19 protein-coding genes are annotated in these 22399 nt (G+C 58.7%); 7 read left to right on the forward strand and 12 right to left on the reverse strand.

Annotated elements, in window-relative coordinates; translation table 11 throughout:
* Nucleotides 1–34: 34 nt before the first annotated feature.
* Nucleotides 35–1375, reverse strand: a complete 1341-nt coding sequence (locus ACIPY9_RS06700) for a cation:proton antiporter (RefSeq protein ID WP_400698408.1) — start codon at nucleotides 1373–1375, stop codon at nucleotides 35–37.
* 156 nt (nucleotides 1376–1531) lie between these two features.
* Here ACIPY9_RS06700 and ACIPY9_RS06705 point away from each other — a divergent pair, with 156 nt between their 5' ends.
* Nucleotides 1532–1912: a RidA family protein gene (locus tag ACIPY9_RS06705; protein WP_400698410.1), complete on the forward strand. Its 381-nt coding sequence runs from the start codon at nucleotides 1532–1534 to the stop codon at nucleotides 1910–1912.
* A gap of 87 nt (nucleotides 1913–1999) precedes the next feature.
* Here the strand turns inward: ACIPY9_RS06705 and ACIPY9_RS06710 are convergent, their stop codons facing one another.
* The 4 genes from ACIPY9_RS06710 to ACIPY9_RS06725 all read right to left on the reverse strand — a co-directional run bounded on the left by ACIPY9_RS06710 (nucleotide 2000) and on the right by ACIPY9_RS06725 (nucleotide 7230).
* Entirely contained in the window at nucleotides 2000–3187 is a 1188-nt protein-coding gene (locus ACIPY9_RS06710; RefSeq protein ID WP_400698412.1) for an HD-GYP domain-containing protein, read from the reverse strand.
* A 70-nt stretch (nucleotides 3188–3257) separates the two neighbouring features.
* On the reverse strand, nucleotides 3258–4880 hold the full coding sequence (locus ACIPY9_RS06715) for a methyl-accepting chemotaxis protein (RefSeq protein ID WP_400698415.1): 1623 nt from the start codon (nucleotides 4878–4880) through the stop codon (nucleotides 3258–3260).
* Nucleotides 4881–5158: 278 nt separating this feature from the next.
* Nucleotides 5159–6559 (reverse strand): heavy metal sensor histidine kinase, encoded by a 1401-nt coding sequence (locus ACIPY9_RS06720; protein ID WP_400698417.1) that lies wholly within the window; start codon nucleotides 6557–6559, stop codon nucleotides 5159–5161.
* Complete coding sequence (locus tag ACIPY9_RS06725; RefSeq protein ID WP_400698419.1) at nucleotides 6556–7230, reverse strand: heavy metal response regulator transcription factor; 675 nt, start codon at nucleotides 7228–7230, stop codon at nucleotides 6556–6558. Before ACIPY9_RS06725 ends, ACIPY9_RS06720 begins: the two co-directional genes overlap by 4 nt.
* A gap of 418 nt (nucleotides 7231–7648) precedes the next feature.
* Between ACIPY9_RS06725 and ACIPY9_RS06730 the strand changes: the two genes are divergently transcribed.
* The 4 genes from ACIPY9_RS06730 to ACIPY9_RS06745 all read left to right on the forward strand — a co-directional run bounded on the left by ACIPY9_RS06730 (nucleotide 7649) and on the right by ACIPY9_RS06745 (nucleotide 13899).
* The gene (locus ACIPY9_RS06730; protein ID WP_400698422.1) at nucleotides 7649–8878 is read left to right on the forward strand and encodes a TolC family protein; all 1230 of its coding nucleotides are present in this window, start codon (nucleotides 7649–7651) and stop codon (nucleotides 8876–8878) included.
* 60 nt (nucleotides 8879–8938) lie between these two features.
* Nucleotides 8939–10222: an efflux RND transporter periplasmic adaptor subunit gene (locus tag ACIPY9_RS06735; RefSeq protein WP_400698425.1), complete on the forward strand. Its 1284-nt coding sequence runs from the start codon at nucleotides 8939–8941 to the stop codon at nucleotides 10220–10222.
* A gap of 24 nt (nucleotides 10223–10246) precedes the next feature.
* Nucleotides 10247–13381 carry a CusA/CzcA family heavy metal efflux RND transporter gene (locus ACIPY9_RS06740; RefSeq protein WP_400698427.1) on the forward strand — a complete coding sequence of 1045 codons (3135 nt, stop codon included), beginning with the start codon at nucleotides 10247–10249 and terminating at the stop codon, nucleotides 13379–13381.
* Between the two features lie 188 nt (nucleotides 13382–13569).
* Nucleotides 13570–13899 carry a DUF2790 domain-containing protein gene (locus ACIPY9_RS06745; protein ID WP_400698430.1) on the forward strand — a complete coding sequence of 110 codons (330 nt, stop codon included), beginning with the start codon at nucleotides 13570–13572 and terminating at the stop codon, nucleotides 13897–13899.
* 69 nt (nucleotides 13900–13968) lie between these two features.
* Here ACIPY9_RS06745 and ACIPY9_RS06750 read toward each other — a convergent pair whose 3' ends face one another.
* The 5 genes from ACIPY9_RS06750 to ACIPY9_RS06770 all read right to left on the reverse strand — a co-directional run bounded on the left by ACIPY9_RS06750 (nucleotide 13969) and on the right by ACIPY9_RS06770 (nucleotide 16900).
* A complete protein-coding gene (locus ACIPY9_RS06750; RefSeq protein ID WP_400698433.1) occupies nucleotides 13969–14931 on the reverse strand; it encodes a class I SAM-dependent methyltransferase in 963 nt (320 codons plus the stop codon).
* A gap of 66 nt (nucleotides 14932–14997) precedes the next feature.
* Nucleotides 14998–15702: a YoaK family protein gene (locus tag ACIPY9_RS06755; RefSeq protein WP_400698436.1), complete on the reverse strand. Its 705-nt coding sequence runs from the start codon at nucleotides 15700–15702 to the stop codon at nucleotides 14998–15000.
* 40 nt (nucleotides 15703–15742) lie between these two features.
* Nucleotides 15743–15970 carry a hypothetical protein gene (locus ACIPY9_RS06760; RefSeq protein WP_400698439.1) on the reverse strand — a complete coding sequence of 76 codons (228 nt, stop codon included), beginning with the start codon at nucleotides 15968–15970 and terminating at the stop codon, nucleotides 15743–15745.
* A 180-nt stretch (nucleotides 15971–16150) separates the two neighbouring features.
* Nucleotides 16151–16492 (reverse strand): FKBP-type peptidyl-prolyl cis-trans isomerase, encoded by a 342-nt coding sequence (locus tag ACIPY9_RS06765; RefSeq protein WP_400698442.1) that lies wholly within the window; start codon nucleotides 16490–16492, stop codon nucleotides 16151–16153.
* Between the two features lie 126 nt (nucleotides 16493–16618).
* The gene (locus tag ACIPY9_RS06770) at nucleotides 16619–16900 is read right to left on the reverse strand and encodes a hypothetical protein (RefSeq protein WP_400698444.1); all 282 of its coding nucleotides are present in this window, start codon (nucleotides 16898–16900) and stop codon (nucleotides 16619–16621) included.
* 655 nt (nucleotides 16901–17555) lie between these two features.
* Here ACIPY9_RS06770 and ACIPY9_RS06775 point away from each other — a divergent pair.
* Both ACIPY9_RS06775 and ACIPY9_RS06780 read left to right on the forward strand, forming a co-directional pair.
* Nucleotides 17556–19130: a TerC family protein gene (locus ACIPY9_RS06775; protein WP_400699078.1), complete on the forward strand. Its 1575-nt coding sequence runs from the start codon at nucleotides 17556–17558 to the stop codon at nucleotides 19128–19130.
* 151 nt (nucleotides 19131–19281) lie between these two features.
* Nucleotides 19282–19554, forward strand: coding sequence for a hypothetical protein (locus ACIPY9_RS06780; protein ID WP_400698446.1), 273 nt, complete (start codon nucleotides 19282–19284; stop codon nucleotides 19552–19554).
* A 42-nt stretch (nucleotides 19555–19596) separates the two neighbouring features.
* On the opposite strand, the gene ACIPY9_RS06785 is transcribed toward ACIPY9_RS06780, so the two are convergent.
* Nucleotides 19597–20172: a GNAT family N-acetyltransferase gene (locus tag ACIPY9_RS06785; protein WP_400698448.1), complete on the reverse strand. Its 576-nt coding sequence runs from the start codon at nucleotides 20170–20172 to the stop codon at nucleotides 19597–19599.
* A 39-nt stretch (nucleotides 20173–20211) separates the two neighbouring features.
* On the reverse strand, nucleotides 20212–22263 hold the full coding sequence (gene tssI, locus ACIPY9_RS06790) for a type VI secretion system tip protein TssI/VgrG (protein ID WP_400698450.1): 2052 nt from the start codon (nucleotides 22261–22263) through the stop codon (nucleotides 20212–20214).
* Nucleotides 22264–22399 lie beyond the last annotated feature (136 nt).

The raw sequence follows: 22399 nt of genomic DNA on the forward strand, positions 1-22399 counted from the left end.
CAATCGCTTGTGATGATGACATCATCGACAGGCTCTATGGTGCTGCCGGATTCCGCTCATAACGTTCCAGCAGCGGCTGGATGCTGATGCCATGCAGCAGAATACTCAACGCCACCACCGACAAGGTCAGCCCGATGGTGGTCTGTGCCACATCTTGCGGCAAACCATGGTTCAGGGCAAAGCACAGGTAATACAGACTGCCGATTCCGCGGATGCCGAACCAGCCCACCAGTGCCTTCTGCCTCGGTTCGAGCAGGCGTCGGCTCACCAGCAGCCAGACACTCGCCGGGCGAATGATGCAGAACAGGGCCAGCCCCAGGCCGATGGCGTGCCAGTCCCAGTACAAGGCCAGCGCCGCGCCCAGCAGGGTGATCAGCAACACTTCCATCGAGCGCTCGACCAGACTGCCGAACGCCAGCATATCGCCCATCATGATCCCGGCAGCCAGTTGCGATTCGCTCAGCTCTTCGGTTTCGGCCACTGTGGCCTGTTCCTGCGTGGCGGTCATATGCCCGATCACCGGTTGAGCGACATGCTCTGAAGGCACATGGGATCGAGTGATACGTGCTTCAGCCTGCCTCAGACCGAACCCGGCCGCGAATACCGAAAGAAAGCCAAAGGTTCCGGCCCCCTCTGCAACCACGTATGACAGGGCAATCAAGGCCAGGGCCAGGAAGTCATTGGGTGATGTCGTGCTGTCAGCGTTTCTGATCCGCAGGAAAATCATCAGATGCCCGACGCCACGGCCCATGCCATAGCCGATCAGCAGGCCGGCCGGTACCGCCCAGACAAGGCTTTTGACGGCCCAGAGCTGAATCCATCCCGCCTCCAGTTGACCGGTGCCCAGATACAACAAGGCAAAGATCACGAACGGAAACGCTGTGCCATCGTTCATGCCAGCCTCGCCGGACAATCCAAAGCGCAAGCGGTCCTGGTCCTGAGCGTTGGTCACCTGCACCAGCCCGGCCAGCACCGGGTCGGTAGGCGAAAGCACGGCCCCCAGCAGAATCGAGACACCCCAAGGCAGATTGAACAGGTAGTGGGCGACCAGGCAGGTTCCTGCAATGGTTGCCAGCATCACCGGCCCGGCCAGCCAGTACGCCGAATGCCAGGCTTTGCTGCGCAACGGCAGTCGTAACTTGATTCCGGTATTGAACAGCGAGAACAGCACCGCGACTTCTGTCAGGCGTTCCAGCCAGTGTCTGGCCTGCTGTACATCCAGCCTCAACATCTCCAGTCCCATTGGTCCGATGGCGAAGCCGAAGACCAGACAGACCGCCGACGTGGTGATCGGCAACCAGCGCAGGTAAGAGGATGTCAGTGCCAGCAGCATCAGCAACGCACCGAGCACCGTCATGCAGGTGATGAAACTCATGCTGCCATGGCCATCGCGGTATCGCCTGAGCGGGGGGGCATATGTGTGTGACTGCGAGCGGACGCGTTAGTTGAAAGAATTGCAAAGGGGCGTGAAACAAGCCCTGGCGCTGTAAACTGTCGTCGCTATCAATCCCTCAATAGAAAAGAGACCCCAATGGCCAACCAGGACATCACCTTCATCCCCGATCCCGACGCTGACTCCATCTCCTCCGACGTGGCCGGTTTCGGCGGTCTGCTGGTTTCCACCCAGATTCCGACCCGTGCCGATGGCAGCCTGGAGCTGGGCGGTATCGTCGAGCAGAGCGAATGCACCTTGCAGGCACTCAAGGTGGCACTGGAGCGGGCTGGCAGCTCCATGGACCGGGTGTTGCACCTGACCATCTACCTCAGCGACATGGCTGACCGTGCAGCCTTCAATGAGGTTTACCAGCGCTTCTTCGCCAGACCCTGGCCGGTGCGGGCGGCTGTCGGTGTGGCGGCTCTGGCGGTCGAAGGCATGCGCGTGGAAGTGACGGCGATGGCCGCCAAGGCCTGACCCGCAGGAGCGAATTCATTGGCGAAGGCGGTCCTTCAGGCGATGATTCGTGTCGGATTGACTGGTTTTTCGCGAATGAATTCGCTCCTACGGGGTTACGCTTTCGGGGGCGCCTGACCACAAATGGTCCAGATTCTTGAAGCCCCAGTTCTTCGCGCACTCCCGGCTGATGATTCGGTCCTGACCGACCAGGGTGGAGAGGTCCAGCAGGGTATGGGCGATGGGCATCTTGCACAGGGCTGAATAGAACACCTTGACCTTGGGGGTCAGCAATGAGGCCTTGTTCTGCTCCATCACGATGCCCAGATTGCCGCTCTCCAGGCGCACCAGCGACCCCACTGGATAGATGCCGACGCATTTGACGAAAGCCTGAAAAACCTTTTCGTCAAAATGCCCGGTCCATCCAGCCATTCTGCTGATCGATTCTGCCGGGCTCCAGGCCGGCTTGTACGGACGGTTGGAGGTGATGGCGTCGTACACGTCACAGATGGCGCCCATCCGCGCAAAGAGGCTGATCTGTGAGCCAGCCAGCTTGTCCGGGTAGCCGCTGCCATCGAAGCGCTCATGGTGGTGCAGGCAGACGTCAAGCACACGGGGGCTGAAATGTTTGCTTTCACTGAGTAAACGGTAACCGAGTTCGGGATGTCTGCGCACGATGGCAAATTCTTCGTCGCTGAGCTTGCCGCGCTTGCCGAGGATGCCTGACGAGATGGCCAGTTTGCCGACATCATGCAGCAGGCCTGCCATGCCCGCTTCCTTGATCAGGCTGTCGGGCAGGGCGAGCTGTCGGGCCAGGCCGATCATCAGCCCGCACACGGCCACCGAATGCATGTAAGTGTATTCGTCGCAGGTCTTCAGGCGGGCCAGGCTGAGCAGGGCATCGGGATGACGGGCCAGGGAGTCTGAAATGTCTTCGACCAGATTGCCGATTTCTTCCTGCTCGGCGATCCGGCCCATCCGCACATCGCTGAATACTCTGACAACCGCTGCCTTGGACCGGCTGCAAAGCTCTCTGGCATAGCTGATTTCCTCTTCCATGGCGCAGGGCTCGCAGGCTCTTGCGGGTGGCGCAAGGGCGGGTTCGGGGGGGATATCCAGACCCCGGCTGGTGTCGATCCACAGTTCGGTAATACCGGCATTGCGGATTCGTTGCAGGTCGCTTTCATGGGTGAGCAGAAAGCTGTTGGTCCAGTAAGAGTGATCGGGGCGCAAGTCGCTCAGTTCATGGACATACATGCCGAGGCGAAGCCCGGTAACGGGAATCTGTTTGAGCACGATAAGTACCTGCTTTGGCTTGATCGTGGGTCAGCAGGACACTCATCCCTGGAGTGTCCCGGCTTGAGGGTCAGACAGAAAACTTTGCCACCAGCCGGTTCAGGTCGGCTGCCAGCCTGGAAAGCTCATGACTGGCCGTCGAGGTCTGATCGGCAGCGGAGGAACTCTGTACTGACAGGTCCCTGATACTGACCAGGTTTTCATCCACTGAGCGGGCCACATGCGCCTGTTCCTCCGAGGCGGTGGCGATCAGCAGGTTTCGTTCGTTGATCTGGGAGATAGCGGCCGTTATTTCGCGGATCGCGGTACCGGACTCCTGGGCGATCAGCAGAGTGGCATCGGCCTCTTCGCTGCTTTGCTTCATCGATTGCACGGCCAGGGTCGAATCCTTCTGGATGCCCTGGATCATCTGTTCGATTTCCTGGGTCGAGGACTGGGTGCGATGGGCCAATGCCCTGACTTCGTCGGCCACGACCGCAAAACCACGACCCTGTTCTCCGGCACGGGCAGCCTCAATGGCGGCATTGAGTGCCAGCAGGTTGGTCTGCTCGGCAATGGCCCGGATGACTTCCAGCACCTTGGTGATGTTCTGGGCCTGATTGGCCAGCCCTTCGACTTCCGAACTGGTGCGGTCGACCGTGGTGCTGAGTTTTTCGAGGGCGTTGATGGTCTTGCTGACGCACTCCTGGCCGTTTCTGGCCGAGCGCTCCGAGGCCTGTGTGGATTCCGAGGCCGATACGGCATTGCGGGCCACTTCCTCGATGGCGGCGGTCATCTGGTTGACAGCCGTGGCCGCCTGCTCGGTTTCCATGGACTGGCGTTGTATGCCGACGGTTGATTCCTGGGTGATTGAACTCATTTCCTCTGCCGCCGAAGCCAGCAGGCTGGAGGAGTCGGAAATATGCTGGATAGTGTTTTTCAGACTGGCCAGCATGGCCGCGGTGGCGGTCTGCAGTTCGGTCAGTTCGTCGGCACCGGTGATTTCGACTGTCGTACGCAGATCGCCTTCGGCGATGCGTTTGGTCGCATCGAGCAGTGACTTGACGGGGAGGGCGATACTGCGGGTAAAAACAGCCGCAACCAGCAGTGTCACAATGACCGCCGCAACAATGAAGACCAGCGACAGAGTCAGACCGTTCTCATAATCAGAGTTTGCCGCCTGGCCCGATTGTTCCGCGCCTTTGACGTTGACTTCGATCATGGCTTCTATGGACGCTTGCAACGCCTTGGCCTGAGGGCTGCTGGTGTCCCGAATGAAAACGAAGAGTTCGCTGTTTGAGCGGGTCTTGCTGAGTTCCATCAACTCGTCGATCTTGGCAATGTAGGCCTGCACGTTGGCCTTGACCTGACGATAGGCCTGTTCTTCGGCCGGGCTGGACACCATGGGGGCATAGTTGTCGGTTGTTTGAATCAAGGTGTTTTTCAGACCGTTCAACTTGTCGATCGAGGCACTGCTCTGTCTGTCTTCGTCCATCACGAAACGGCGGGCATCCAGGCGATAGAGCAACCCGGCGGTTTCGATCTTGCCGGCCAGCCTTACGCTGGGTAAGAGGTCAGTCTGCAACTTGCGCACGGAGTCATGAAGGCTGTCCATCTTGTAAAGGACTGTTCCTCCCAGCCCTATAAGAAGAAGGCAAATAATGCCGAAGCTGAGAAAGGCGCGCAGATTCAGTCGCATGTTTCTTATTGTCATTCTGGATCCCCCTTTGTCACCACGCTGCGGCAGGGGCCAACACTTAAACTTGTGGCGACGTGATATCACTGTAGGTGCTCAAGTGTGAAAAAAACATAGCGATTGGCGAAAACTTTTATTTCATGGCGGGAATATCAATTGAATCTATTAATTCAAGATTTTGTGAAAGTAGACGTGGGTGTGCAGATAGATAGTTGTGATGCTAACTATCTATCTGTAAAGAACGTTATAAGTAAGATAATAAAGCGGTGTGCCATTAATTTGCCGTCAATTAATGATCAGGCAGTGGATTGATCCATGACGGGAAATATCATGCTGAAGCAAGTATCAATACCCGGAGTGCTGCGCACGGTGACATGACCTTCATGCAGGCTCATGATCGAGCGCACGATGGCCAGTCCCAGCCCGGTCCCGCCCTGATGGCGCGAACGGCTGGCATGAACCCTGTAGAACCGGTCGAACAGGCGGGGCAGGTGCTCGGCCTCGATGCCTTCCCCTGTATTGCTGACATTGAGCGAAATCCGGTCCTGTTGCGGTTCCAGGCTGATATTGATTGTGCTGTTTTCAGGGCTGTGTCTGATGGCGTTGGACAGCAGATTCGAGATGGCACGCTGGATCATCAGGCGATCGCCCTTTATCCGGGCGCGTCCCGAAACCTGCAAGACGATGGACTTTTCTTCGGCCGACAGGGCAAACAGCTCGACCACCTTGGCCACTTCCTCATCAAGATCGATCCTGGCAAAGGCCACGGGCGCCAGGGGCTGGCTCACGCTGGCCAGAAACAGCATCTGGGACACCATCCGCGACAGGCGCTCGAGTTCCTCGGTACAGGATTCAAGCACCTGCTTATATTCGCCGGGAGGCCTTTCCCGTGAGAGTGTCACCTGTGCCTTGCCCATCAGGTTGTTCATGGGCGAGCGAAGTTCATGGGCCAGATCATCGGAAAACTGCGTCAATTGCTGAACATCGCTGTCCAGCCGATGCAGCATGAAGTTGATGGCATGCCCGAGATTGCTCAGCTCGTCAGGCAGGTCGCTGGTCTTTACCCGATGGGTCAGGTCGCGGGCCGATATCATCTCGGCCACTTTGCGGAAGGCCCGCAACGGCTTGAGCCCGCGATGCACCACCCACCATGCGACGGCACCTGCCAGCAGCAGAATCAGTGGCAAGGCGATCAGGGTCGAGGTCATGTAGGCCTTCAGGAAGGCTGTATCGCTTTGTCGGTCAAGGGACAGTAAAACCTTTACGACCTGCTTGTTACGCAATTTGACCAGCCGGGAGGCCGTCAGCACCTGGCGATTGAGCAGGCTTTCCGCTGGGGCGGAATCACCGGCCTTTTGAGCACTCTCGGCTGCCAGAATTTCCATTGCCGCGTCGTTACCAATGCTGAACAACACATGTGTCGAGTCATTGGGATCAACGATTGTCATGCTGAAGTCTTCATGCCCCATTATCTGATCAAGCAGGTTATGTGGGTTGAGCATGAAGGCCGCGCTACTGGGTGTTTCTGTCAGGCTGTGTTCAACTTGTTTGAGCTTTTCTTCAAGACTGGTGGTGGCGCGCAGGTCCAGTTGCCGCGAGATGGCAATCGAGGCGAGCACGGCCATGGCGATGACCAGAACGGCACTCATCAGGCTGACCGTCAGCCCCAACTGCATGGACAGCCGGGTAGGCTTCATTCCCGGGACTCCAGCACATAGCCCACGCCACGCAGTGTATGAATCAGTTTGTTGTCGAAGGGATCGTCGATCTTGGCGCGCAAGCGACGGATGGAGACTTCCACGACATTGGTGTCGCAATCGAAATTCATGTCCCATACCAGCGAGATGATCTGGGTACGGGACAGCACCTCGCCCGTATGCCTCATCAACAGATGCAGCAGAGCGAACTCCTTGGTGGTCAGGTCAATGCGCTGCCTGCCCCGGAATGCCCGGTGCCGGCCCTGATCGAGTTCCAGATCCGCGACCTGCAGCACCTGCGGTACATTGGCCTGTTCGCTGCGTCGCATCAACGTACGGATTCTGGCCAGCAATTCAGGAAACTCGAAGGGCTTGACCAGATAATCGTCGGCTCCCGATTCCAGCCCTTTTATCTTTTCATCGAGGCGGCTGCGGGCAGTGACGATCATGACCCGGGTATTACTGGTCTTGCGCAGTTGTGTCAGAACATCCCAGCCATCCATGCCCGGCAAGTTGATGTCCAGAATGACAATGTCATAGATCTGTTGTTGCGCCAGGCAAAGGCCGTCGATACCCGTTGTGGCCACATCAACGATATAACCGCTTTCGGTTAAACCCTGATGCATGTATTCGGCCGTTTTGGGCTCGTCCTCGACCACAAGGATTCGCATGCTTGAATATCCTGCTGAATAAAACGGTTAATGAATGAAGCCCGATATCTTGAAAGGACGGGAGGGTGCGTGCGGGTTTCCATCGCAAGGCCGTGAAGCGGGGTGGATCTTGAAACCTGTAGTGGCTACAGGGTCAATCCCTTTTCTTGAGGCCGACGATGAAATGGCCTTTCTTGTCGTCATGCGATCGTGTTTCGGCGGGCTACTTTAAACGCCCGGAGAGGAGGTGTTTTGCAGATAACAAAATTGTAATTTTCCAGCAACCCCGCTGATAACTGCCATTCCCTAAAGTCCCTGCGTGAATTTCGGCCGCTCATGGCAGCCGGTCTGACCTGGACTTATGCAAGTGGGGAAGTACAACGTGCGCGGGTATCGAATATTACGCAGTCCGCCGGCCAATACCTCAGGCCGGGCGAAAATGGGGCTCGCCAGTGTATTGCTATGGGTCGTCTGCAGTCAGAACGCGATGGCGGCCCAGGTCGAGGGTATCAGCCTGTCTGAAGCGCTGGACACGGCTTTCGAACTGAACCCGGACCTGGCGGCTGCACGGCGGGAAATCGATATTGCCCAGGGCGAAAGGCAGCAGGCCGGATTGATCCCCAACCCTGAACTGTCATGGGAAATGGAAGACACCCGCAAGGCAACCAGCACCACGACCGTATCCATCAGCCAGGCACTGGAGCTGGGAGGCAAGCGAGGAGCCCGAATCGATGTGGCCACTCGTGCGCAGGATGCGGCTGCGCTTGAACTGGAGCGGCGTGGCAACCAGCTGCGCGGCGATGTGGTTCAGGCCTTCTTCGCGGCCTTGCGTGCACAGGCCGGGCTGGACCTTGCCCTGGAGTCCCGGGCTCTGGCCGAGCGCGGGCTGACCGTTGCCGAAGGGCGGATTCGTGCCGGCAAATCCTCACCGGTAGAAGCCACTCGTGCCCAGGTACAACTGGCCGAGACCCGCTTGCAGGTACGTCAGGCACAGACCACCCGATCGAATGCCTGGCGCGAACTGGCACAAGTCATGGGGCAGTCGCAGATGCCTGTCGGGCGCTTGCAGTCTTCGAGTCTGTCACCGGGCAAGGCACCCCATGCACCGACCTTGCTCAACGCCATCAGGCAGACGGCCGAGCTGCGTCTGGCCGAATCGCAGATTGCGCTGGGCGACGCGCAACTGGGTTCGCAGAAAGCCCAGCGGATTCCGAACCTGACGGTCAGCGTGGGCAGCCAGTACAGCAGGGAAGACCGCGAGCGGGTCAATGTCGTGGGCCTGTCGGTCCCCATTCCGTTGTTCGACCGCAATCAGGGCAATGTCCTGGCGGCTGCGCGCCGTGCCGATCAGGCGCGTGACCTGCGCAATGCCGTGGAGTTGAAGCTGCGAACCCAGACCGAGCTGGCGCTCGATCAATGGAGCACGGCCAGCCAGGACGCGGACGCCTTCACGCAGGTCATCCTGCCGGCCGCCCAACAAGCCGTCGATACCGCCACCCGCGGGTTCGAGATGGGCAAGTTCGGGTTCCTGGAAGTCCTCGATGCCCAGCGCACCCTGATCACGGCGCGTGGGCAGTACCTGGAGTCCCTGGCCAGCGCGGCCAATGCACGGGTGGTCATCGAACGCATCCATGGCGATCCGGCCCGTTTCAACACTCAAGTTCAATAGTCAGCAGGCCCGTGCCAGTGACCGGGGCAGCAGGCTCCGAGCGGCTTATCAGGAGTATTCATGAATAACAAACGCAACATTGCCGCTGCGACGGCGGTGGTGGTCCTCATCGGTCTGGGCAGCCTGACTCTGGGGGGCGGCCAGGCTTTTTCCAATGCATCGTCCGGGCACGCGCACGACGATGAAAAGGGTTCGTCTCATGCTGAGGAAAAAGGCCATGAGAATGAGGATCATGAGGATGACGGGCATGGCCATGGTGCAGAGAAAGAGGGTGCACATGGCGAGAAGGATGGGCATGGCGATGAGTCCCATGAGGAGGAAGGTCATCTCGAGCTGAGCGAAGCCCGGATCAAGGCTGCTGGCATCGAAGTGGCTGCTGCAGTCTCCCGTCAGATGAATGATTCGATCACTTTTCCCGGCGAAATACGCTTTGACGAAGACCGTACCTCCCATGTGGTGCCAAGGGTCAGTGGCGTCGTGGAGGAGGTGACGGCCGACCTGGGACAGCAGGTCAGGAAAGGTCAGGTGCTGGCGGTGATCGCCAGCCCGCAGGTCTCGGAACTGCGCAGTGAGTTGAGCGCGGCCCGGCAACGGGTGGAACTGGCGCGACTGACATTCCAGCGCGAGAAGAAGCTCTGGGAAGAGAAGATATCGGCCGAGCAGGATTACCAGCAGGCTCGTCAGGTCTTGCAGGAAGCCGAGATCGCGCTGACCAATGCCCGGCAGAAAGTGAGTGCCATGGGCGCTTCAGGACGTGACAGCGGTAACCGCTATGAGCTTGTCGCGCCTTTTGATGCCGTCGTGGTGGAAAAACATCTGGGGCTGGGCGAGGTCGTGAGTGAAAGCAGCAATGCCTTCACGCTGTCGGACCTGTCGAGAGTCTGGGCCACCTTCGGTGTCACGCCCAAGGATCTGGACAAGGTCGTTGTGGGGCGCAAGGTCAAGGTCAGCTCACCGGACATGAACGCCGAGGTCGAAGGGCAGGTGAGCTACGTCGGCAACTTGCTGGGGGAGCAGAGCCGGGCGGCAACGGTACGGGTGAAACTCGCCAATCCACAGGGAGCCTGGCGTCCGGGCCTGTTTGTCTCCATCGCCGTGGCGGCACATACCAGCAGGGTTGCAATCAGCGTTCCCGAAGTCGCGATCCAGACCATTGAAGACAAGCCTTCGGTCTTCGTCCGGACGCCGCAAGGGTTTCAGGTCCAGCCTGTCACGCTCGGGCGTAGCGACAACGGATACGTGGAAATTCTTCAGGGGCTGGCAGTGGACACACAAGTCGCAACTGCCGGCAGTTTCGTTCTCAAGTCGGAGCTGGGCAAGGGCTCGGCCGAGCACGCCCATTGATCCGCTACGCACGAGAGCCTTTCCATGTTTGAACGCTTGATCCAATTCGCCATAGAGCAACGCATCGTCGTCATGCTCGCGGTCTTGCTGATGGCGGGGCTGGGCATTGCCAGCTACCAGAAGCTGCCGATCGATGCGGTGCCTGATATCACCAACGTCCAGGTACAGATCAATACGTCAGCCCCCGGTTTTTCTCCGCTGGAAACCGAGCAGCGGATTACCTTCGCAATCGAGACGGCCATGGCCGGCTTGCCGGGTCTGCAGCAGACCCGTTCGCTTTCCCGGTCGGGCCTGTCGCAGGTGACGGTGATCTTCAAGGATGGCACCGATCTGTTCTTTGCCCGCCAACTGGTCAGCGAGCGCTTGCAGACCGCCAAGGAGCAGTTGCCCGAAGGCATCGATGCCATGATGGGGCCGATTTCCACAGGGCTTGGCGAGATCTTCCTCTGGACGGTGGAAGCTCAGGACGGCGCGCTGAAGGAAGATGGCACACCCTATACGCCGACTGATCTGCGAGTCATCCAGGACTGGATCATCAAGCCGCAGCTGCGCAACGTGCCGGGTGTTGCCGAGATCAATACCATCGGCGGCTTTGCCAAGCAGTATCAGATTGCGCCGGACCCCAAAAAACTGGCGGCCTACAAGCTGACGCTCAATGATCTGATCGCGGCGCTTGAGCGCAACAACGCCAACGTCGGTGCCGGTTATATCGAGCGCGGCGGGGAGCAATTGCTGATCCGTGCGCCCGGACAACTGGCCAATGAACCGGATATAGCCAACATCGTCATTGCCAATGTACAGGGAACACCTATCCGGGTGAGTCATGTTGCGGATGTCGTCATCGGCAAGGAACTGCGCTCCGGTGCAGCGACCGAAAACGGGCGAGAGGTCGTGCTGGGTACGGTCTTCATGCTGATCGGCGAGAATAGCCGCAGTGTATCCCAGGCCGTCGCCGCTAGGCTGGTCGAGATCAACCGCTCGCTGCCCAAGGGCGTGGTGGCGGTCACGGTGTATGACCGGACCCATCTGGTCGAAAAGGCCATCGCGACGGTCAAGAAAAACCTGATCGAAGGTGCGATTCTGGTCATCGCAGTCCTGTTTCTGTTCCTGGGCAACATCCGTGCAGCCCTGATTACAGCGATGGTGATCCCGCTGGCCATGCTATTCACCTTCACGGGCATGTTTTCCAACAGGATCAGTGCCAACCTGATGAGCCTGGGAGCGCTGGACTTCGGCATCATTGTCGACGGTGCTGTTGTGATCGTGGAAAACGCCATTCGCAGGCTGGCCCATGCCCAGCAGCGCCATGGCCGGATGCTGACCCGCTCCGAGCGTTTTCATGAAGTGTTTGCGGCAGCGCGTGAGGCCCGACGCCCGCTGATCTTCGGCCAGTTGATCATCATGGTGGTGTACCTGCCGATCTTTGCCCTGACAGGTGTCGAGGGCAAGATGTTCCACCCGATGGCCTTTACCGTGGTCATTGCCCTGCTGGGCGCGATGATTCTGTCCGTGACCTTCGTGCCGGCCGCCATTGCCATGTTCGTGACCGGCAAGGTGAAGGAAGAAGAGGGTGTGGTCATGCGCACCGCCCGCTTGCGATATGCCCCTGTCCTGGACTGGGTGCTCGAGCGTCGGACCCTGGCCTTTGCCGGAGCGTTCTCGGTCATCGTGATTTCCGGACTGGCAGCCAGCCGGATGGGCAGTGAGTTCATCCCGAGCCTGAGCGAAGGTGATTTCGCCTTGCAGGCCTTACGTGTGCCGGGGACCAGCCTGACGCAATCGGTGGACATGCAGCAGCGTCTTGAAAAAGCCATCATCGAGCGGATGCCGGAAGTGGAGCGTATGTTCGCCCGTACAGGGACGGCGGAAATTGCCGCCGACCCCATGCCGCCGAATATCTCCGACAGTTACGTGATGCTCAAGCCAACGGACCAGTGGCCTGATCCGAAGAAATCCCGGGAAACCCTGATTGCCGAGCTTCAGGAAGCCGCTGCCAGTGTGCCGGGAAGCAACTATGAGCTGTCCCAGCCGATACAACTGCGATTCAACGAGCTGATTTCAGGCGTGCGGAGCGACGTTGCAGTGAAGGTGTTCGGTGATGACATGAATGTCCTGAACCAGACGGCCAACAGAATTGCTGCAACGCTTCAGAAGGTCAGCGGAGCCTCGGAGGTCAAGGTCGAGCAGACAACCGGCCTGCCGGTGCTGACGATCAATATCGACCGTGACAAGGCGGCACGCTACGGCTTGAACATGGGAGACATACAGGATGCCATTGCCATTGCTGTCGGTGGTCGTCAGGCCGGTACGCTGTATGACGGAGACCGTCGTTTCGACATGGTGGTGCGATTGTCCGAGACGTTGCGTACCGACCTGAACGGACTTTCAAGCCTGTTGATTCCTGTTCCGGCAAGCCCTGACAGCCGCAACTCGCAGATCGGTTTCATTCCGCTGTCCCAGGTGGCCAGCCTGGACCTGGTGCTCGGGCCTAACCAGATCAGTCGCGAGAACGGCAAGCGCCTGGTGATCGTCAGTGCCAACGTGCGCGGTCGGGACCTGGGGTCTTTTGTCGAGCAGGCAGGACAATCCATCCAGGAGCAGGTCACGATACCGCCCGGCTACTGGATCAATTGGGGCGGTCAGTTCGAGCAGCTTCAGTCGGCGGCCCAGCGCCTGCAAATCGTGGTGCCTGTCGCCTTGCTGATGGTGCTGGCCTTGCTGTTCATGATGTTCAACAACCTCAAGGACGGTCTGCTGGTCTTCACGGGGATTCCGTTTGCCTTGACGGGAGGCGTGCTGGCCTTGTGGCTCAGGGACATTCCCCTGTCGATTTCCGCCGGGGTCGGCTTCATTGCTCTGTCGGGAGTGGCCGTCTTGAATGGCCTGGTGATGATTGCGTTCATCCGCAATCTGCGCGAGGAAGGTTTCAGCCTTTCCAAAGCCATCCGTGAAGGAGCCTTGACGCGTTTGCGGCCTGTTCTGATGACCGCTCTGGTTGCATCGCTGGGCTTCATTCCCATGGCCCTGGCCACAGGCACCGGTGCGGAAGTGCAGCGCCCTCTGGCAACGGTCGTGATCGGCGGGATTCTGTCTTCCACGATTCTGACCTTGCTGGTCTTGCCCGCGTTGTATCAGTGGGCGCATCGTCGAGAAGACTGACAGTTGTTTTGAATAACACGTTTTATAGAAAGCCGTGGCCGGTAACTGCCACGGTTTTTTATTTGCCGGGTGGGAAATTCAAATATTGAATGGCGCGGTGAGTGCCATTACAAAATGGTAATTTCCACGCAACGTTCTGGATAGCGTCAGACCGTTACAGTGAGTCATCACTTAAACGGAGTCAGAAAATGAAATATGTAAAACTGTCTGTTCTTGCCTTTGCACTTGCTTCGCCCTTGACCTCCTGGGCCTTCAGCTCTGCCAGTGTTCGAGTCGATGAGCCGAGCCAGGAATATCAGAACCAGGTTGAAGCCTATGCGGCCAAAAACCGGAAAGCGGTTCCTGAAATCCGGGATTATGCCTATGGCATGAAACTGGATATTGCCAAACTCGTCATCAAGTCGCCTGCACTTAAAAGTTGCCAGGTTAACTCAAAGTGGATGACATACGAAGATTCACAGGGCGAGCTTAATACTGTGCGTTATAAAGTGCTTAGTGAGTGTCCTGGCAAGAATTGAGGCATGTTGATTAATGAATCAGCGGCTGGTTTATATAAAACGGCCGCTTTTCATTTGTAGGTGCGAATCTTATGCCCATCCGGCCCGTGGCTTGCCGCCAGCCTTGAAGACCAGGGCTTTCAAGCCGCCATCGATGCGCGCATCGGGAAATTCGGGCGGGTTCTCCAGGCGCTGTTCAAAGCGCAGGTCGGGTGCTTCGATGGCCGTGTGCTGAATCAGAAACTCCGGACCAACGGCAGGGTCATTCATGCAGGCCAGCACGGAACCATCCTCGGTCAGCAATTCCGGCAGCCGTCGCAAGACTCTCTGGTAATCCTTGTCGAGCATGAAGCTGCCCTTCTGGAAGGACGGCGGGTCGATGATGATCAGGTCATAAGGGCCTGAGCGCGTGACCTTGGCCCAGGATTTGAAAAGGTCATGGCCCAGAAAGCTGACCCGACTCAGATCATGGCCATTGAGCCGGTGATTCTCCCGACCGCGATTGAGTGCGGCCTTGGCCATGTCCAGGTTGACGACGTGATCGGCACCGCCCGCGATGGCGGCCACCGAAAAACCGCAGGTGTAGGCGAACAGATTCAGTACCCGTTTGCCCCTGGCCTGGGAACGAACCCATTCACGCCCATAGCGCATGTCCAGAAACAGGCCGCTGTTCTGTTTCTTGCCGAAATCGACCTTGTAACGCAGATGGTGTTCAGTGATGACCCATTCATCGACCATTTCGCCCAGCAGGCATTGTGTGCTGCTGTCTGGCAGGTAACGGTGCTGCAACAGCAGGGTATGGGCCTGGCTTTTCTGCCATTCGGGCGAGCGAGTGAGCGCCATGAGCTGTTGCGTCAACGCGCTCAGCTCTGCCGAAAGAGGCTCCTTGAAGAGCGATACGAGTACGACACCCTGCATCCAGTCGACGGTAATGTGTTCGAGCCCGGGCCACACACGTCCGCGGCCATGAAAGAGACGGCGTGTTTCATCCGTGACCGGGTTCAGGGCGGTCAATAAATGGTGTTGCAGGGTGGCGAGTGCATCGGGGGTCATGGCAAGGGTCGATAGTGAAAGGCCGCGTATGTTAAACGCGGTATCCAATGGCGTCGATGGAGGCCTTCAGCGTGGCATATACCGGCGCTGCCAGCGATGAGGGATCTTCAGGGACGCAACACCCAGCAAGGCGGACAGGATTCCACTGATCAGCAGTGCATTGAGCCCCATGCGCTGCTCAAGCAAGGCACCGATGACGGCCCCCAGAAACATGCCGGCCCACGGAACCAGCTGGATTCGCCACCCATCGCGGCGTTCGCCCAGCATCCAGCGCCCCAGGCCGCGCCCGAAGCGCGACAGTGCGCCGGTAACGTAGGTCAGGCCCACGGGAAGGCCGTTGACCTGCTCGACGGCGGCATTGAGCATGCCCATGGCCAGGATGGCCCAGACAAGGGCCAGAATATTCGATGCCATTGGCCAGGCTGCGGCGGCGCAGAGCAATGTCCCGATACTGAGCAGCAAGGGCAGGGCGCGTCTGCCGCCCAGGCGAGCGACGATGATGCCCAATGCATTGCCTGCAATAAAGGTGGCAATGGCCAGAATCAGGCGTGCGGTCGTCCCCAGATCGCCATCACTGATCGCGACGGCCAGACGTGTCGTGTTACCACTCATGAACGAAACGAAGTCGCCGGTGGCCATGAAGCCGATGGCATCCGTCATGCCGGCCAGTATCGAAAGGCTGGCGGCCAGCGTCATGCCGACCCTGCCGCGCCATTTCTGCATGTTCAGGTGTCGGGGGCTGACGCTGGTCTTTGCAGATGATGGCAACATGGGCGGCTCTCCGGGAGGCAGGGGAGGAGCTGTAAGTGTTTCACTGAGGTTTGCTGCGCACGATCCTTTTGGCCTTGACCTCGTCTACATAAGCCTTGAGCTGGTCGGCATCGCTGTAGAGGCGATTGACCAGTTGCAGGACGGCGGTTACATCGACCTCCTTCATTTCTGAAGCAAGCCTGAGAATTTCATCTGCCGTATTTTCAAGATTGGAGGCGGTGCCCTTGAGATGTCGCTTCAATTCCTGGGTCGACTTGTTGAGGGCCATACATGTTCCTGTCCTGGGTGTTTCTGAATTCCATGCCGGGAGCATGGCTTTTTCCACGTGAACAAGCAATCCGTGTCTTGTCATGAGGGAGGGCGTTATCTGACGGCGGGAAAGGGAAAAAGTTGCCAGGGCCGGGCATTTTCAGTCTGGCAGTCGAACCCTTTCCCCGGTAGCGGCCGTTCAGTCGTCGCGGGTCAGGACTTCAAGCAGTTCGATCTCGAAGGTCAGGTTGGAGCCCGGCTGGATGTGGGCCCCCATCTTTCTGTCGCCATAGGCGAGGTGTGCGGGTACGAAGAGCTTGCGTTTGCCTCCGACTTTCATGCCTGCCAGGCCCAGGTCCCAGCCTTTGATGACGCGTCCGGTACCGATCACGCACTGGAAGGGTTTGCCGCGCTCATGGGACGAGTCGAAGACGGTGCCATCATCCAGGAAGCCTGTGTAGTGGGTCGTGATCAAGGCACCCTTGGCGATTTCCTTTCCGTCCCCGATGTGCAGGTCCGTGATCTGTAGCTCGTTGCTCATTGTGTGGCTGTCCAGTAGTGGGCAAAGGACTGATTTCTCGCAGAAAACCTCCGGGGTGGCAAGCCATCCGAAACGAAAACGGGGAAGTTTTCACTTCCCCGTTCGGTGTATTGCCAGGATCAGGTATCAGAGGTTCTGCGTACTGATCACCATGGCCTGAGCGATATTGGCCTTCTGTTCTTCGGTAAAGCTGTCCCAGACATTGACCTTGGCGTAATAGCCAAGCCCGGCCAGGCAATAGAGGCTCAAGGTGAAGATGATGAAAAGCGAAATGAAGGTCCAGCGGCCTTGATCGTCTTCACGTGTGAAATCACGGGAATAACGGGTGTCTTCAGAGCCCCGGGACGCAAGAACCGAAGAAAGACGTTTGAACCATTGGAACAGGTGAATCACAACGAGCCGCAACATGGGGAGTAGCCTCAATATCAAAAACGGTGTCGGCCTTGAGGCTCGAATATCCTGACGAGCCCAAAAGCAAAAGCTGAAAACGCAAAAAGCCCGTCTATGACGGGCTTTCTTTTTATGATTCAGATCAAGTCGTCGCGGGAGTCTCTACAGGACAGATTGGCCACTGTCGGTGTTGGATTCCGCACGCGCTTGACGATATTGCAACATTTTAAAACAAATGGATGGCAGGGGCTACCACCGGGATGCAGTTGTCAGACAACTGGTTGCCCTTGAGGCTGTGGCACAGTGTCGCACTGTCAATGCGTGTCCAGGATTCACGTCAATCTTTGTAATACTTATTCGACGACTGAAATATCTATTTCTATTGTAGGATCTCATCCCGCATTAAATTTCTGGACTGTATGAATACCCCTCAGGAACCTCCCTGTCGTTCTGCTTCACTCCTGTCAAACCTCTGCTCGCGTACTCATGCCTCCTTGTCGGGCAGGTCACGCCACTCAAGCATTGATTTTCTTGCCCCGTCGTCGGGTGACTGTTCTGTTATCTCCTTGTCCTCTGACATGTCCGCCCCTCGAGCGGTCATGGGACAGCGCGCAGGTCTGATCCTGTCGATAACACCTTCCCGCCACTTCTTGCACGAGATTGAATGATTCCTATGGAATGGATTGCTGACCCCACGGCATGGCTTGGCCTGCTGACGCTGATCGTGCTGGAACTGGTGCTGGGTATCGACAACCTGGTGTTCATTGCCATCCTGGCCGACAAACTTCCCCCCGAACAACGCGACAAGGCTCGTGTGATCGGCCTGTCCCTGGCATTGATCATGCGCCTGGGCCTGCTGGCGAGCATTTCCTGGATGGTGACGCTGACCGAACCGTTGTTCGAGGTCTTCGGCAAAAGCTTCTCCGGACGCGACCTGATCATGCTGTTCGGTGGTGTGTTCCTGTTGTTCAAGGCCACGATGGAACTGCACGAACGTCTGGAAGGCCATGTCAGCCAGCGCAGTGGCAGCGCGACTTATGCCCTGTTCTGGCCGATCGTGGCGCAGATCGTGGTACTGGACGCCGTGTTCTCGCTGGATGCTGTCATTACCGCTGTCGGTATGGTCGAGCACCTGTCGGTCATGATGATCGCCGTGATTTTCTCCATCGGCCTGATGATGGTTGCCAGCAAGCCTCTGACCAAATTCGTCAATAGCCACCCGACCGTCATCATGCTGTGTCTGGGTTTCCTGATGATGATCGGTTTCAGCCTGACCGCCGAAGGCCTGGGCTTCCATATTCCGAAAGGGTATCTGTATGCCGCCATCGGCTTCTCGATCCTGATCGAGCTGTTCAACCAGATCGCTCGCAAGCGCAACAAGAAAGCGGCTCACGGGCATCTCCCTCGCCGTGAGCGCGCGGCGCATGCGGTGATGCGTCTGCTGGGTGGTCGCAAGCTGGAAGCGGGCGAAGTGGATGAAGAAATCATCGAGATGGTCGAGGACGAAAGCAGCGAGCCGGTCTTCGACCGTCGAGAGCGAGTCATGATCAGTGGTGTATTGCAACTGGCCGAGCGCCCTGTGCGTACGGCCATGACACCCCGCAGTGAAGTCGACTACATCGATATTGGCGATGATGCAGAGAAAATCCGCCTCAAACTGATGCATTCTTCGTATTCCCGACTGCCATTGATTGGCGAGGCGGGTATCGATGAGCCATTGGGGTTCGTGCACAAGAAGGAGTTGCTGAAGGAAATTCTGGCAGGCAATGAGTTGAACCTCCAGTTGATGTCCCGCAAGGCGATCAACCTGCTGGACAGCTTCACGATCCTCAATGCCCTGGAGCAGATGCGCAAGGAATCGACCCACATTGCCTTCGTGGTCAATGAGTTCGGTGACTTCATGGGTGTACTGAGCATGACCGACATTCTGGAGTCCATTGCCGGTCAGTTGCCCGATGCCAGTGAAGCCGAGGGGCCGGATATCGTGCCGCAAGGCGAAGGGTTCATGGTTTCGGGGGCATTGAACCTGAGCCTGATTCGTGAGCGAACCGGTTTCCAGGCCAAGGCCACGGACGATTACCAGACGCTGGCCGGGCTGGCCATGAGTTTGCTGGATCGCTTGCCGGTGATCGGCGACAGCCTGAGCTGGCAAGGCTGGCACCTGAAGATCGTGGGTGTCGAAGAGCGTCGTGTGACGCGGGTTCTGCTGCAAAAGCAGCCGGATACCGAGCCATTGATCGAATCCTGATCAAGTGGACGGAGCGGGGATCATGCCCCCTCCGTCTGCCTTTCTCTGTCGACCGCCAGACGGGCAGCCTTGCTGTCTGGCTTTGGTCTATCCTGCGTCACTCCGGTGGTTTCAATGAGCAGTCGCCACATTCACTTAGATGGAGACTGCCATGGTTGCTGCTTTCCTGTTCAATCCCAACCTGACCTATGACGTCGTGTCGACTCGCAAGGCTTATCCTGTCTGGCGTATCCGCGAGCGCAAGGTCTACGCCTATCTGGAGCATGATCCGCGCCGAGACTGGAGCGGTGAGATCGGCACCCTGAGCCTCGGGACCCCTCAACGTCTGGTTGACCATGACGGAAAGACGCTGGCCTATATCGTGGGTGCCGAGGTCAGGGACACCGAAGGACGGCGATTTTCGCTGGCGCAGGTCAAGGACTGACGAATCCGTGATCAGGCTCCCCTACAGCGGGAGCCTGTCAGGTCACTTGCGTCGTGGTCGCGACACCACGGATTCGATATTCTTGCGGCCGATAAGTTTTGGGGCCGCAGGCTCTCTGGCTGCGCTTTCCTCGGCCAGCCATTTGAACATCACCAGACAGTCCACGAACCCCAACTGCCCATGGCGGTAGGCACGTGGAAGGCGTCCTACGGTTTCAAACCCCAGTTTGCCCCATAGCGCAACCGCCGCTTCATTGGTGGACACCACCGAATTGAACTGCATGGCCAGAAAGCCGTTTTCGCGAGCCAGTTGCTGGGAGTGTTCGCACATCAGACGTGCAACACCTCGTCCGCGGGCGGCTTCGGTCACCATGTAGCCGCAATTGCTGACATGCTTGCCAGGGCCTGCTGCGTTGGCCTTCAGGTAATAACTGCCAAGCAACTGGCCGTCTTCTTCGGCAATCAGGGTGTGAAGAGGCAGGCCCATCCACAGGTCGCGTGCCTGCTCCTTGCTCAGGGCAGGGTCATAGGCATAGGTCTCCCGTGCGGCGACTACGGCCTGGAATGTAGGCCAGAAAACCTCGAAATCGTCGCAGGTCATGGGGCGGATCTGAATCATGGCGTTCCTTGTAGCGGTTGCGCAGTCATTGGGGGCAGGTCATGCCTCCTGGTCGGTAGAGTTTGCCTGAGCCATCTCCTTTTCGCACTGCTCGCAACGCGGGACGCGTTTCTCGGTAAGCGCCAGAATCTGTGAAGGTGTGAGCCATTGCCCCGGCCTGTCCGTATCGGCTGGTTGTACCGGACCCGGCAGCAGGGGCGTTGCAGGAGTGCCGATGCTTGAGCAACCGGTGGTGCTGCCCCGGATCTGCGGCCCGCCGAATGTCACGCCACTGTGATCGAGCCGGATGAAACTGCCGCCGACCTTGAGGGTGAGTTCCATCCCGGCATCGATGACCAGCTTGTCGCCGGACTTGAGATGAATCTCCCGGCCAGCCTCGACGAGCTGAGCGTTGCCGAGCCTGACGTGCTGGGTCTGACCGACCGTCAGGTGATCGTTCATCCGCACTTCCACCTTGCGGTCGGCGTCGACGGTGCAGTGCTCTTCGGCCTTGAACCGGGTGTAGCTGTTGGCCATGACCTGTTCGTGCCGCTCGTGGCCGACATGGAGTTTCTGGTCGTGACCGATGGTCTGGTCCCAGTCGCGCTGGGCATGGATGAAAATCTGCTCCTGGCCCTTGCGGTCCTCCAGGCGCAGTTCGTTGTAGCCCGCGCCGCCGGGGCTGCTCAGGGTCTTGAAGACGCTGCGGGTGCGGTGCTCGGGGAGGTCGTAGGGCGGCAGGTGTTCGGCGTGGTGCAGGCAACCAGTGACCAGCGGCTGGTCGGGGTCGCCTTCCAGAAAGGTCACCAGCACTTCCATGCCGACGCGGGGCAGGCTGACACTGCCGTAGCGCTGCCCGGCCCAGCCGGAGGCCACCCGCAGCCAGCCACTGCTCTGGTCGTTCCGCTGGCCTTCGCGGTCCCAGTGAAACTGCACCTTGACCCGGCCATGGGCATCGCAATGGATCTCCTGGCCCGGCGGCCCGGTCACCACGGCGGTCTGGCTGCCCGCAATGCGCGGTTTTGGATGGTGCAGGGGCGGGCGGAAGAAGGTGTCCCAGGGAATGGCCCGGAACCGGTTGCGATAGCCCTGGCGGAGCGTCTTGTCCTGCCGGTCCGGATTCCCGGATTCTTCCAGCACCTGGGGCTGTCGCCCCTCATGATGGACCTCGGTCAGCAGCCAGAAGTCGTTCCAGGTCGACTGGGGATGATCGACCAGAGGCAGGAAATGGCCACTGCGCAGCCCGGCCTGGTCGCTGTGGCCCCGGGCGAGTCGGTAATCATGACGATGACGCTCCAGGGCCCGGCGGGCCAGTTGCGTACCTCGTTCGCGGTCGGTGAAGCGACCGGGGTAATCGTAATCCTCCAGGTGGAGCGGGGTATCGCTGCCGGCTTCGCCGCCCAGGACCCGATTCGGTTTCTGGAAGTGGTAATCCCGGCGTGCGGTGTGGGTGGGACGGGTTTCCAGGCGCACATTGAAGCGGGTGATCACCGCTTCATGGTCAAGGCTGTCGCCGTCCTGCCGATAGGTCACGGCCGCCAGTTTCGGAAACACGGTCTGGTCGTCACCAAATACCAGTCGATGCCCGGTCGGGCTGTGGCAGAAGTGGTAATGCAGGCCTTCTTCCTCGCACAGGCGCTGGATGAAGTGCAGGTCCGATTCGTCGTACTGCACGCAATAGTCCCGTGGCGGGCAGGGAGTGCCGAGGTGAAACTGAACGTCGTCGGTGGGCAGGCCGTGCTCTTTCAGGATCAGGGCGATGATCTCGGGCACCGGGCGATGCTGGAAGATGCGTTGATTGGTGCGGTGGGCCAGGCGCGCCAGGTGGGGCCGCAGGGTCAACTGGTAGTGGGTCAGGCGTCTGCTGGTGTCGCCCTGGGCGATGCGGTCGATCAGGCCGTGGATGCCGGTGCCGTCTGGGCTGAACTGGAGAAAGGCCGGGCGCTGCAACAGGCTGTCCAGATCCGGCGTGGCGTGTTCGCTGACCAGTTCAAGGTCGAAGCGAAAGGGCTGGCTGATGGCTTCCTTGCCGGTGAAGGCCAGGACCTGAAAGTCGTGCCTGACGCCGTCAAGGTGCAGGTTGAAAGATGGCTGCTGGATGGGGGTGGCCATTGATTGCTTCCTTGAAATAGTTCGTAGCCCATGGGGTACCAATCCGGTGATCAATCAAAAAAGATGCCAGCGCCCTTTTATTTAGCCAGCACCGGGTTAGCGGTGTAAGAACTAAGGTTTTTATTGAAATGATGAG

Source organism: Pseudomonas sp. NPDC089734 (assembly GCF_044748865.1).
Lineage (GTDB): Bacteria > Pseudomonadota > Gammaproteobacteria > Pseudomonadales > Pseudomonadaceae > Aquipseudomonas.

What these genes read in the sequence shown, in the direction of transcription:
- ACIPY9_RS06775 (WP_400699078.1), top strand. Translation starts at nt 17,556, where the DNA reads ATGGAATGGATTGCTGACCCCACGGCATGGCTTGGCCTGCTGACGCTG.
- ACIPY9_RS06755 (WP_400698436.1), bottom strand. Translation starts at nt 15,702, where the DNA reads ATGTTGCCATCATCTGCAAAGACCAGCGTCAGCCCCCGACACCTGAAC.
- ACIPY9_RS06760 (WP_400698439.1), bottom strand. Translation starts at nt 15,970, where the DNA reads ATGGCCCTCAACAAGTCGACCCAGGAATTGAAGCGACATCTCAAGGGC.
- ACIPY9_RS06730 (WP_400698422.1), top strand. Translation starts at nt 7,649, where the DNA reads ATGGGGCTCGCCAGTGTATTGCTATGGGTCGTCTGCAGTCAGAACGCG.
- ACIPY9_RS06770 (WP_400698444.1), bottom strand. Translation starts at nt 16,900, where the DNA reads ATGTTGCGGCTCGTTGTGATTCACCTGTTCCAATGGTTCAAACGTCTT.
- ACIPY9_RS06785 (WP_400698448.1), bottom strand. Translation starts at nt 20,172, where the DNA reads ATGATTCAGATCCGCCCCATGACCTGCGACGATTTCGAGGTTTTCTGG.
- ACIPY9_RS06700 (WP_400698408.1), bottom strand. Translation starts at nt 1,375, where the DNA reads ATGAGTTTCATCACCTGCATGACGGTGCTCGGTGCGTTGCTGATGCTG.
- ACIPY9_RS06750 (WP_400698433.1), bottom strand. Translation starts at nt 14,931, where the DNA reads ATGACCCCCGATGCACTCGCCACCCTGCAACACCATTTATTGACCGCC.
- ACIPY9_RS06720 (WP_400698417.1), bottom strand. Translation starts at nt 6,559, where the DNA reads ATGAAGCCTACCCGGCTGTCCATGCAGTTGGGGCTGACGGTCAGCCTG.
- ACIPY9_RS06715 (WP_400698415.1), bottom strand. Translation starts at nt 4,880, where the DNA reads ATGACAATAAGAAACATGCGACTGAATCTGCGCGCCTTTCTCAGCTTC.
- ACIPY9_RS06725 (WP_400698419.1), bottom strand. Translation starts at nt 7,230, where the DNA reads ATGCGAATCCTTGTGGTCGAGGACGAGCCCAAAACGGCCGAATACATG.
- ACIPY9_RS06705 (WP_400698410.1), top strand. Translation starts at nt 1,532, where the DNA reads ATGGCCAACCAGGACATCACCTTCATCCCCGATCCCGACGCTGACTCC.
- ACIPY9_RS06740 (WP_400698427.1), top strand. Translation starts at nt 10,247, where the DNA reads ATGTTTGAACGCTTGATCCAATTCGCCATAGAGCAACGCATCGTCGTC.
- tssI (WP_400698450.1), bottom strand. Translation starts at nt 22,263, where the DNA reads ATGGCCACCCCCATCCAGCAGCCATCTTTCAACCTGCACCTTGACGGC.
- ACIPY9_RS06780 (WP_400698446.1), top strand. Translation starts at nt 19,282, where the DNA reads ATGGTTGCTGCTTTCCTGTTCAATCCCAACCTGACCTATGACGTCGTG.
- ACIPY9_RS06745 (WP_400698430.1), top strand. Translation starts at nt 13,570, where the DNA reads ATGAAATATGTAAAACTGTCTGTTCTTGCCTTTGCACTTGCTTCGCCC.
- ACIPY9_RS06735 (WP_400698425.1), top strand. Translation starts at nt 8,939, where the DNA reads ATGAATAACAAACGCAACATTGCCGCTGCGACGGCGGTGGTGGTCCTC.
- ACIPY9_RS06765 (WP_400698442.1), bottom strand. Translation starts at nt 16,492, where the DNA reads ATGAGCAACGAGCTACAGATCACGGACCTGCACATCGGGGACGGAAAG.